The following is a 10,564-nucleotide window of genomic DNA, read 5'->3' on the forward strand; positions in this document are numbered from 1 at the left end:
GCCCTCAGCGTCGTATTCGTACGTCGCCACTGGCGTCGGTGACACCGGTGGAGGAGGAACTTGGGCCGTCGCTGCATGGGTCAGCAAGGCCGCAGCACCCGCGGCGATCAGGTTGTGCTTCATCGTCTTCTTCATGTTCTCACTCCCTGCCGTTGCTCTGCTGCGCACGGCCCAGTACGTCCATCACCCGTGCCAGGCCACGCTTGAGCGCACCTGCCGGATCCTTCACGTGCTGGTCGGTCTGGTTGCCGGCGTTGTCGAGCACGTAGTCGATGCGGTTGGCCTTGTTGTCGTAGGCTGCAATCTGCCGGTGTGCATCGTCGTAGTCGAAGCCCACCCATGTGCCGTTGTCGAAGATCACCTTCTTCAACTGACCCGCTGCGTCGTACGCATACGTCGTCGTCTCGCCACCGACCGTGTTCGTCAGCAGGCGCTGCCGCAGGTCATAGGTGTTCACCGTCACGATCCCCTGCGGGTCGGTGCTTTGCAGCACCTGGCCGTAGCGGTTGTAGCGGTCGAACGTCGTCACCTTGCCGAGTGAGGTGGTGATCGACTTGAGGTCACTGCTCTGGTGGTCGGCGTTCGTCTCGGCGTGGTACGCGAAGGTCGTCGTGTCGGTATCGGCGTCGTTCGCGGTCAGCACCCGGCCGGTCGCGTCATACGTCCACGTGCGCACCGTGTCGATGGCGCCCGGCTGCAGCGCTGCGCCGAACCCGAGGTGCCCGTCCGTATCGGTCGTCGACCGCACCACCTGCTTGCACAGTGCCGCTGTCGGCCGGCCATCGAGCAGCGTGGCCTCAGCCGGCGCGCAGCTCGCGATGGCGTTGCCGGCGAGCGGATCCGGCTGGCCGTTGTAGACGTTGATCGTGATCTGCCCGGGCTCGGCCACCTTGATGGGCAGGCTCCAGTCCGGGTGCCACTGCGTGCTGGTCTTCAGCGCACCAGTCGGCAGCGGGGCGTTCGCTGCTGTCACCGCCGCGCAGTCCTGGCCTTGGTCGACCCCGGTGACCGCCGCCAGCGCCAGGTTGCGCACCAGGTCGTTCAGGTAGCACTTGCGCTTGCCGTTGAAATCATCCCGGCTCGCGATGTTCCCGTTCGCGTCGTACGCCTGGCTGCGGCTGCTCTGCAGGCTGCCCGCCCCAGCCGGCTGGGTCTGCGAGCTGAAATAGTTCTTGCCGTTCAGGCTGAGCGCGCTCCAGGTCGTGGTTTGCCCGCTCGGCTCGGTCATCACCATGCCTTGCGGTGCGATCCAGTCATAGGTCCGCGCCACGAAGACACCGTCGCGCTGCTCCGTCGCCCGAATGCTCGGCGGCACGCCATAGCTCACCGCGTACTTGTCCACCCCGCCCGCATGCTCGGTGCTGATCGCACGGCCTTGCGCGTCGTAGCCGAAGGTGGCGTAGCGCAGGCCGCGCTCGTCGCTGACACCGGTCAACGCCCACGGCAGGTCCGCTCGCTCGTACAGCAAGGTCTTGCTCGTCCCGTCGCGCCAGGTGATGCTCGCCAGGTTGTTCTGCCCGTCGAAGCCCAGCGTCGTCACCTGCCCGTTCACATCGGTGATCGTGCTCAGCCGCGCGCTGCCCTCCGGCCCGGTGGTGTACACGAAGTCCAGGCGGTGCCCGCGGTTGTCGACCGCCTGGATCGGCAGGCCCGAGCCCGGTGCCACGCTCGTGGGGGTCGCGCCGCCGCTGTAGCTGAAGTCGATGCGCGTGCCGTCATGCCACGCCATCGTCTGCAGTGAACCCTGTCTCGTGTAGGTCTCCTGCACGTTCGTCATGCTGTCGGTGTAAACGAGGCCTCCACCGGGCAACGGGACGAACCGGTCCGCGTTGCCGGGCTCCGCGGTCGGCGGGCCGCCGGCCACGCTCGTGAACGTGCGCACGACGCCGTTGCCTCGATCCATCTGCGTCGGCTTCGGCAGCAACGGCGCCGTGCCCGCACTGACCGTCGTCGCGCCCATGCTGCGGCGCAGGTTGCCGAACCACAGCGGGCTGCCCAGCAGGCCGTAGCGCGGCCCCAGGCTGGTCCCCCCCGACGGCGGGGTTGCCCACACCACGGGGATCTTGCCGCTGCTGTCGTAGATGAACTGCAGCGTCGTGTTGCCGATCGCCAGCCCCGTGTCCACCACCTCGCGCTTCACGCCGCGCAGCGGCTGGATCGGGTTGCCCTTGCACACCTCGCACTCCGGCGGCGGCGGGCTCAGTGCATACGGCAGCGAGATCTCGTCGGGCTGGTCTTCGCACGACTGCGTTTTCTCGGACCACCATTGGTTGCCGCGGCAGTAGCACTGCGCGTCAGCCCCAAACCCCACATTGGCCGAGTTCCCGCTGCTGGAACAGACGCAGCCCGCCGCATACTGCAGAACCTCGTACGGGCCCGGCCCAGGGCAAGACCCTCGATCGTCGCCGGTCCACATGCCGTCCACATAGAACGACGACGACGAGCCGCCGATGGTGCCTGCCTCCACCGTCAGCCGCGGGTTCGGCCCGCTCACCCATTTCGCGTGGCAGTTCGGCGGCACCGAGTTGTTGAGGTCCGCTGCGTAGAGACCGGCCTCGACCAGCACCGCCGCCAGGTCCAGGCCTTTGCCGGTCGCGTCGCCCCAGACCTTCGCCGGCAACCCTCGGCCGGTGGGCGTCCAGCAGGCCGACACCGGGTGCCCGGACTTCGGGTTCCACCCCGGACCCGCCTGGGCCTGCACCGGCACTGACATTGCCCACAGCATCGCCCCTATCACCGCACTCGCCATCGCACACGCCCATGGCGCCGCCAGCGCCCGCAGGCGCTCCCATCTGCTCGACATTGCATTCCTCCGAATGACCTTGCGTACCTTGACTTGTCCGCCGTCGCACCCTCTTCGTGGGAGTGGATCGACTGCGGAGTGGGCGAATTACACCGGAACGAAATGACCGTGACAAGAACCTCTTGAGGTCAGCGAACAGTTGTTGACAATCTGCCGGGCCTCACGGCGCGAATTGTGGAGATCCATCGCAATTCGATGGCGAGGCTCGTTCGGATTCCGACAAGAAGAAGGCTTCAGCGCCCCGCCGAGCTGCTCTCCAGCGTGCGCATCAATTCCTCGCGCTCATCCTCATCGTCGACATGCTGCGCGAGCAGCCGGAAGAACTCGTCGCGCGATGACGCACGCGAGGCCGCGCGCGACACGATGATCCGTGCCACCGGCCCGACGTGCTGCGTCAGCGCCAGTTCGGCCACGCGCATCACCTGGTCGCCCAGCAGCGTGTCGTCGGCCGCACGCCGCCGCGCCACGACCGCGCCCCCGCCCGAACCGAGCGTGCCGAACGAACTGGCCCGCGAGCGCGTGCGCTGCAGGAATTGATCGCGTCCCGCCTCGGTGTCGATCTGCTCGGCCAGCGATTGCCGCAGCGACATCAGGTCGCTCGTCGAGCGCGCCGCGCRCTGCACCAGCACGCGCGCCAGCGGCCCGATCGACTGCGCCAGCTCCGACTCCAGCATCTGCAGCGTTTCTGAATGCCAGTGCGATGGCGTCGATGCCGCCGGCCGCGCCGGCTTCGGCTGCGTGTCCAGCGCAAAGGTGCCGCGCTGCCAGTCGCTCGCGCGCGGGTCGGGCAGCGTCGCCGCGCCCTGCAGCTCGATGAACGAGCTGCCCGCCTCCACCATCGCCGCGATCGGCGGCAGCCCGAGCGCCTGGCTCGCCTGCGCCATCAGCGCGTGCTTGAACTCCAGCGCCGTCGCGAAGCGGTCATCGGGCCGCTTGGCCATCGCGCGTGCGACCACCGGGTCGAACCACTGCGGCCGGTGGCTGCCATGCACCCGCGACGGCGGCAGCGGCTCGCTGCTCAGCGTCTGGAACATCACGTTCTCGTTGCTGCCGACAAAGGGCGGCCGCCCCGCCAGCAGCATGTAGAGCAGCACGCCGGCCGCGAAGATGTCGACGCGCCGGTCGACCTGCTCGCCGGCGTATTGCTCCGGCGCCATGTGGCCGGGCGTGCCGATCGTCGAGCTGACCTGCGACAAGCCCATCGTCGCGATGCGCGCAATGCCGAAGTCGACGATCTTCAGCCGCCCGTCGTTGGTCCACAGCAAATTGGCCGGCTTGATGTCGCGGTGCCACACGCCCTGTTCGTGCGCATAGTGCAGGCCGTCGAGCAGCTGCGCCATCAGGCCGACGATGTCGGCATCGTCGAAGCGCGTGCCGCGGCGCAGCGGCTCCTTCAACGTGGAGCCCTGCACGTACTCCATCACGATGTACGGCTCGGACTCGTGCTCACCGTAATCGTGCACCGCGACGATGTTGTGGTGCATCAGGCGGGCCGCAGCCTGCGCCTCGTTGCGAAAGCGCGCGAGCAGTGCACCGCCGCCGCCCTGCTCCACCAGCGGGCGGCGCAGGGTCTTGATCGCGACGGTGCGGCGCAGCACCGTGTCGGTGGCCTTGTAGACCACGCCCATGGCGCCTTCACCGATCACCTGGTTGATCGCGTACTTGGAGAGCTGGGTCGGAGGGTTCATGTGTGAACGCGAAGCCATGCAAGGCTACACGACAAAAGCAGCACTCGCGTGTCCGTTCTCGCAATTGCTTTCACCTCGGTTCTTACCTCGCTTTCATCGGGCTTACACGCTGCGCGAACGTTCGTTCGAAACCGCTTTCAAAAAATGGGCCTGCCAGGCCTTCGCGGCACCGTCCGCGGCTTCGCATCCGGCCCCTTCCGGCCTCGGTGCGCCGCCCACACTTGCATCCATGCAGTCGACGCCGAGACCCGGCACAGACAGCCAACGAAACCGGACACAAGCCGTGCGATTCCTGACCACCCTGATTGCCGCCGCCGCACTCGCCGCCCTGCAGCCCGCCGCTGCCGCCGACGCGACGCCTTTCTCGGGCAAGCGCTTCGTCTACCGCGCCGACGGCAAGAAGCTGCCCGACGTGCTGCAGGACTTCGCCGCCAGCCAGGGCATCCCGGTGGTCGTCGACTCCGGTGTCGACGGCTCGGTGAACGCGAACTTCAACACCCGCCCCGAAGACTTCCTGAACGCGATGACCCGCACCTACGGCGTCATCTGGTACTTCGACGGCACGACGCTCTTCGTCTACCCGTCCCGTGCGATGCAGAGCCGGGTGTTCCGCATGCGGGGCTACGACCGCCAGCAGGTGCGTTCGATGCTCGGCTCGCTGGGCCTGGGCGATGCGCGCTTCCCGCTCAAGTTCGACGACCGCCAGCAGACGCTGCTGGCCTACGGCCCGCCGCGCCACATCGAGCTCGTCTCGACGGTGCTCGAGCAGCTGGAGCGCGACGGCCACGACCGCGTCGGCAAATCGATCCAGGTGTTCCCGCTGCGCTTCGCGACGGCCGGCGACCGCGTGTTCGGCAACGCCAAGGTGCCGGGCCTGGCCAGCACGCTGAACAGCCTGTTCTCGAACAACGGCGGCGGCAGCGGCGCCAATGGCGGCAACCAGGCCCTGAAGGGGGCCGTCAACGGACTGGTCGGCCGCGCCGACAAGGCCCGCGCCGCCCAGGCCACCTACGGCCTGAAGCTGCCCGAGACCGGCGGCGGCAGCAACGCGAACAAGCGCGACGACGAGGTGCGCGCCAACCAGCTGGGCAGCAGCGATGCGCTGACGCCCGCCGAGGCCGAGCGCCCGTTCTTCCAGGCCGAGGAAGCGACCAACGCGATCATCGTGCGCGGCCTGCCCGACCGGATGCGCGAATACGAGACGCTGATCCGCCAGCTCGACATCGCCCAGGACCTGGTCGAGATCGAGGCCTCGATCATCGACGTGAGCAGCGATGCCTTCGAATCGCTCGGCGTCGACTGGACCTTCACGAAAGACGGCGTGACCCGCCTGACCGTGTCGCCCGGCTCCCCCGGCGGGCAGCCCGGTACCGCCGGCAGCAGCACGCTGGCCGGCAGCAACGTCACCACGCTGGTCGGCAACGCCGGCAAGCAACTGCTGGCCCGCATCCGCGCCCTCGAAGGCACCGGCAAGGCCAACATCCTGGCGCGCCCCAAGGTGCTGGGTGCCGTGAACCGCACCGCGACCATGACCGACAAGCGCGTCGCCTCGGTGCGCGTGGCCGGCAACCTGGACGCCAACCTCTTCACCATCGAGGCCGGCACCACGCTGCAGGTGACGCCGCAGATCGTCACCTACGCCGACCACCGCGAGGTGCGGCTGTCGCTGTCGATCCAGGACGGCAACTTCGAAGGCACGGTCGTCGACTCGGTGCCGGTGATCAAGCAGACCGAGATCAGCACCGAGGCCACGGTGCGCGAAGGCGAGAGCCTGCTGATCGGCGGCATCTCGATCGAATCGAACAGCAAGGGCCGCAGCGGCCTGCCGGGGCTCTCGCGCATCCCGCTGCTCGGCGCGGCGTTCCGCCATGACGAGAACACGAGCTTCCGCAGCGAACGGCTGTTCCTGCTGACGCCGAAGGTGATCGGGGTCGGCCGCGCGGCGGCGACGCCGACCGTCCCGACACCGGCCCCCTCGCCTGTCCCCGCCCCCACACCGGCGCCGGCGCCCGCGCCCGAATTCCCCGCACCGCTGGCGCCGCCGCCGTCGTCCTCGTCGACGCCGCGCACCGGCAGCACGCAGCGCGGCTTCGCAGGCCCGACCGCCGTCGCCGCGCTGACGACCTACGGCGCGCTGTCGCCCGGCTACGTGATCCCGACGCTGAAGCCGCTGCTGACGCCGCGTGCCGCGCTGCTGCCCGGCAGCAGCGCACCGGCCACCGCCACGGCCGCCACCACCGCCTCGTCGACGACGCGGACGGCAGCCAACACGAACGGCAAGGCGACCGGCAAGGCGACCGGCAAGACCGCCGCGCCGAAGGCCGGCTGCGCGGCCCAGGCCATGGGCCTGGCCACCGGTTGCGACACCAAGGGAGCCCGCTGACATGAGCACTTCGCCGGCGCACAAACGCCTTCGCATCCTGAGCGGCACGCATGCCGGTGCCTACCTAGATTTGAGTCCAGGAACCCATTCGATCGGACAAGCAGATGAATGCGACATTTCCATTGCCGACTGGCAGTTTCCGGCCCTCACGCTGCGCCTCGGCGCCGACGGTGTCGCGCTGGCACAGTGGTCGAACGGCAGCCCGCAGCGGCTTCGCCTCGATGATTTCGTCCCGGTCGACTTCAGCGGTGTCCGCGTCTGCACCGGCCCCAGCGGCGCCGACTGGCCCGATGATGCCGCGCTGCTGGCCGCAACCCGCGCCGTCGCGCCGTCGGGCAGCCTGGCTGCCGTCCGTCAACGGCTGGTGGCCCGCCCTGCCCGTGCCGTCCCCGGCGCGCTCGCAGTGATCATCGCGCTGGTCTCCGCCGGCTGGCTGGTCTCGGCCACGCGGGCCAACGAGGCCCCGGCCCCGACGCTGGAGATGAGCCGCGCCGCGCTGCAGCGTGCGATTGACGGGGTGGCCGCCGGCCGGCTGTCGGTGCGCATCGCCCAGGGATCGCTGAGCATCGACGGCCTGCTCGACGACGCCGAGCAGCTGCGTGCGGTGAACGCCGCGCTGAAGGCCGCACCCGCCGGCTTCCCGCTGCAGCAGCACGTGTCGGTGGCGAGCGATGTCGCCGAGACGATCCGCAGCGCGATCGGCCTGCCCGGCGCGCAGATCACCTACCGCGGCGCCGGCGTCTTCGGCTACGCGGTGAAGGCCAACGACGTGGCCGCGACGCAGGCCGCGATCGATCGCGTCACCGCCGACCTGTCGCCGGTCGTCAAGCGCATCGACGCGGTGCTCGAGGAGCCTGCGACGCCGCAGCCGGCGAGCCCGGCCGTCCTGTCATCCCTGTCGACCGACGGCGTGTCGGTGATGGAAACCCGTGACGGTGTGAAGCACCTGGTGCTCACCGTCGCCCCCGATGCGGTGCTGACCAACGGTCAGACCGCCCTCCAAGGAGTCCGTTGATGAGCACCGATCTCGCCCCCCCGCCCGCCGACCTGCTGGCCGACTTCGACAAGCTGCAGGCCACCGTGAACGGCGACACCACCGGCGACAAGACGCGCCGCCTGGCGCAGTACTTCGCGCAGGCCGAGACGCTGAGCCAGCAGATGCAGCTGCGTGCGACGGACTTCGAGGAGAAGAACTTCGCCGGGCTCGTGAGCGATGCCTTCGCCGCGTCGCGCCGCATCGTGCTGCTGGCCTGGCAGAAGACGCACGGCCGCGAGCTCGTCGCCTGATCCCCCGAGGACTGCCGCATGAACGCACAGCCCCTGGAGCTCGAGGTCGTCCGCAAGCTGGCCGCCACGATGGCGCTCGGCCTGCTGCACGGCAGCGATCAGGACGCCGACACGATCTTCGCCGCGCTGTCGCGCATGTGGCCGGACGACGGCTCCCTTCAACGCGCGCTGGCTTCGGCCATCGCCTCGACCTGATTCACCCCATTCGAAAGAGCAACGCAGCCCGCTCCCGATCAGGCCCCGCAAGGAGCCTGCCAAGTGGCTGCACCCCGCCTGCAAGGCACCCCTGAAAGGAAACGACATGAACCCGCTCAACCTCTTCTCCAGCTCCGGCGCCCTGGGCCTTGGCAAGAACCTCGGCACCACCGCCTCCGGCGCAGCCAGCAACGCGGTCTCCTCCGGTTCGACGAAAGCGGTCTCCAACAACGCCTCCAACTCGGTGGGCGACAACCTGAACTCGATCGGCGGGAGCGACGTCAGCACCACGAGCCAGTCGCTGAACGGCGCCGTGCAGGACGCGCAAGCCATGACCGAGATGCAGATGCAAGCCAGCTCGGCGATGGCCAAGATGAACATGATGGCGTCGATCAACGACGGTCTGAACAGCGTCATGAAGAAGGCCGGCGAGTCGTTCAAGTCGGCAGCGCAGTAAGCCATTCATGGCGGACCGACCGTCCGCCCTTTTCTGCTGTTCTACCCCCGGGGCATCGGGTCGGCGATGCCACCTTTCCAGACTCTTTGAACTGGCCTGAAGGATTCGACCATGTCCGCTCGCAAGCTGCCGAAGTGGCAAACCGATCTGTTCGCCGCGGTCTACTCGCTCGCGAGCGAGATCGCGCCGCGCAACGATGTCGCCACGGTGCTGAAGCTGATGTCGGCGGTGCATCCGGACCTGCCGCAGCTTGCCGCGGCCGAGGCCCGCATCCTGATCCATGCCGGCGACTTCGCCGGCGCCCGCTCGCTGCTGGAACGCACCGAGCACAGGCACCCGACCAACGCGGTGATCAAGGCGATGCTGTCGTTCACGCTGTTCGTGCAGCAGGACGGCCTGTGGGAAACCTATGCCGAAGAGGCGATCGCGCTGCCGGCGGACGCCGCCGCACGCGGCATCGTCGATGCGCTGGAATCCGCCTCCGGTCGCCAGATCCGCAAGGCAACGAACGATTCCCATGGCGGCAGCCACCTGTCGATGATGCCGCCGATGGGCCTGGCCTGCTGACCCGTTCCACCGAGGACGAACCATGATCAACCCGATTTCATCCGTCGCCCCGCTGAACCCCGCCGAGCAGGCGCTGCAGGCCCTGGCCTCGCAGGCGACGCAAGGCGCCGGACACGGCGTGGCCCCCGTGCCCTCGGCCGTCACGCCCGAGATGCAGCAGAACTTCCAGTCGCTGATGCAGCGCAGCACCGACCATGCCGCCTCGTCGGCCGGCCACCCGGGCAACGTGATCCAGCACGTGATCGAGCGCCAGCAGGGCGACCTGCAGCGCGTCGAAGGCCAGGTCGAGAACTTCCTCGCCGCGGCGCCCGGCATGGGTGCATCTGAAGTGGTTGCCGCGTCGATGGCGGTCAGCCGCAACGTCGCGGTGACGAACCTGAAGCTGCAGATCGCCACCTCGATCACGCAGGGCTCGAACAAGAGCCTGCAAACCCTGTTGAAGAACCAGTGACCTCGCGGTCCCGAAGGAGCCCCCCGTGCTGACCTCCCTGTCGATCCCCACCCCCCCGGCCTTCCTGCTGCGCGCGATCGTGCTCGCCGCCTGCGCCCTGGCGCTCGCCGGCTGCAAGCAGGACGTCTACACGAAGCTGACCGAGGCCGACGCCAACGACATGCTGGGCGTGCTGCTGCTGGCCAACCTCGACGCCGCCAAGGCCAGCCCCGACGGCAAGACCTGGAACGTCGCGGTCGAGACCGACCACATGGGCCGCGCGCTCGCGGTGCTGCGCGCCAACGGCCTGCCGGCCGAGCGCCGCGCCAACCTGGGCGACATGTTCAAGAAGGACGGCCTGATCTCCACGCCGACCGAGGAGCGCGTGCGCTTCATCTACGGCGTGTCGCAGGAGCTCGAGAAGACGCTGTCCAGCATCGACGGCGTGGTCTCGGCCCGCGTGCACGTGGTGCTGCCGAACAACGACCCGCTGGCCGAGCATGTGAAGCCGTCGAGCGCGTCGGTGTTCATCAAGCACCGCACCGAGTCGAACGTGGCCACGCTGGTGCCGACGGTCAAGAACCTGGTCGTGCGCAGCGTCGAGGGCCTGACCTACGAGAACGTCAACGTGACGCTGGTGGCCGCGGCCGCACTGCCCGAGCTCGCCAGCGCGGCGATCGCGCAGCGCGGCGGGATGTCGCCGGTGCTGGGCCTGTCGCTGCTGCTCGGCGCCGGCACGCTGCTTGGCGGCGGC

10 protein-coding genes are annotated in these 10,564 nt (G+C 68.8%); 8 read left to right on the top strand and 2 right to left on the bottom strand.

Features of this window, described 5'->3' with window-relative positions:
• Positions 1 to 139 precede the first annotated feature (139 nt).
• Both AC1DXV_RS25680 and AC1DXV_RS25685 read right to left on the bottom strand, forming a co-directional pair.
• Positions 140 to 2,803: a hypothetical protein gene (locus tag AC1DXV_RS25680; protein WP_477936209.1), complete on the bottom strand. Its 2,664-nt coding sequence runs from the start codon at positions 2,801 to 2,803 to the stop codon at positions 140 to 142.
• 233 nt (positions 2,804 to 3,036) lie between these two features.
• On the bottom strand, positions 3,037 to 4,491 hold the full coding sequence (locus AC1DXV_RS25685) for a serine/threonine-protein kinase (RefSeq protein WP_477936211.1): 1,455 nt from the start codon (positions 4,489 to 4,491) through the stop codon (positions 3,037 to 3,039).
• A gap of 283 nt (positions 4,492 to 4,774) precedes the next feature.
• Between AC1DXV_RS25685 and sctC the strand changes: the two genes are divergently transcribed.
• The 8 genes from sctC to sctJ all read left to right on the top strand — a co-directional run.
• The gene (sctC, locus tag AC1DXV_RS25690) at positions 4,775 to 6,874 is read left to right on the top strand and encodes a type III secretion system outer membrane ring subunit SctC (RefSeq protein ID WP_477936213.1); all 2,100 of its coding nucleotides are present in this window, start codon (positions 4,775 to 4,777) and stop codon (positions 6,872 to 6,874) included.
• 1 nt (position 6,875) lies between these two features.
• The gene (locus AC1DXV_RS25695; protein ID WP_477936215.1) at positions 6,876 to 7,889 is read left to right on the top strand and encodes a hypothetical protein; all 1,014 of its coding nucleotides are present in this window, start codon (positions 6,876 to 6,878) and stop codon (positions 7,887 to 7,889) included.
• Entirely contained in the window at positions 7,889 to 8,161 is a 273-nt protein-coding gene (locus tag AC1DXV_RS25700; RefSeq protein WP_477936217.1) for a hypothetical protein, read from the top strand. Before AC1DXV_RS25695 ends, AC1DXV_RS25700 begins: the two co-directional genes overlap by 1 nt.
• An 18-nt stretch (positions 8,162 to 8,179) precedes the next feature.
• Complete coding sequence (locus AC1DXV_RS25705) at positions 8,180 to 8,356, top strand: hypothetical protein (protein ID WP_477872866.1); 177 nt, start codon at positions 8,180 to 8,182, stop codon at positions 8,354 to 8,356.
• Positions 8,357 to 8,462: 106 nt separating this feature from the next.
• A complete protein-coding gene (locus AC1DXV_RS25710; RefSeq protein ID WP_477872868.1) occupies positions 8,463 to 8,813 on the top strand; it encodes a hypothetical protein in 351 nt (116 codons plus the stop codon).
• A gap of 111 nt (positions 8,814 to 8,924) precedes the next feature.
• Positions 8,925 to 9,380 carry an HrpB1 family type III secretion system apparatus protein gene (locus tag AC1DXV_RS25715; RefSeq protein ID WP_477872870.1) on the top strand — a complete coding sequence of 152 codons (456 nt, stop codon included), beginning with the start codon at positions 8,925 to 8,927 and terminating at the stop codon, positions 9,378 to 9,380.
• A gap of 22 nt (positions 9,381 to 9,402) precedes the next feature.
• Positions 9,403 to 9,831: a hypothetical protein gene (locus AC1DXV_RS25720; RefSeq protein ID WP_477872872.1), complete on the top strand. Its 429-nt coding sequence runs from the start codon at positions 9,403 to 9,405 to the stop codon at positions 9,829 to 9,831.
• Positions 9,832 to 9,874: 43 nt separating this feature from the next.
• Positions 9,875 to 10,564: type III secretion system inner membrane ring lipoprotein SctJ (sctJ, locus tag AC1DXV_RS25725; RefSeq protein WP_477936219.1), on the top strand; the 690-nt coding region annotated here is incomplete at its 3' end.

The organism is Rhizobacter sp. P3_C12, from assembly GCF_056402735.1.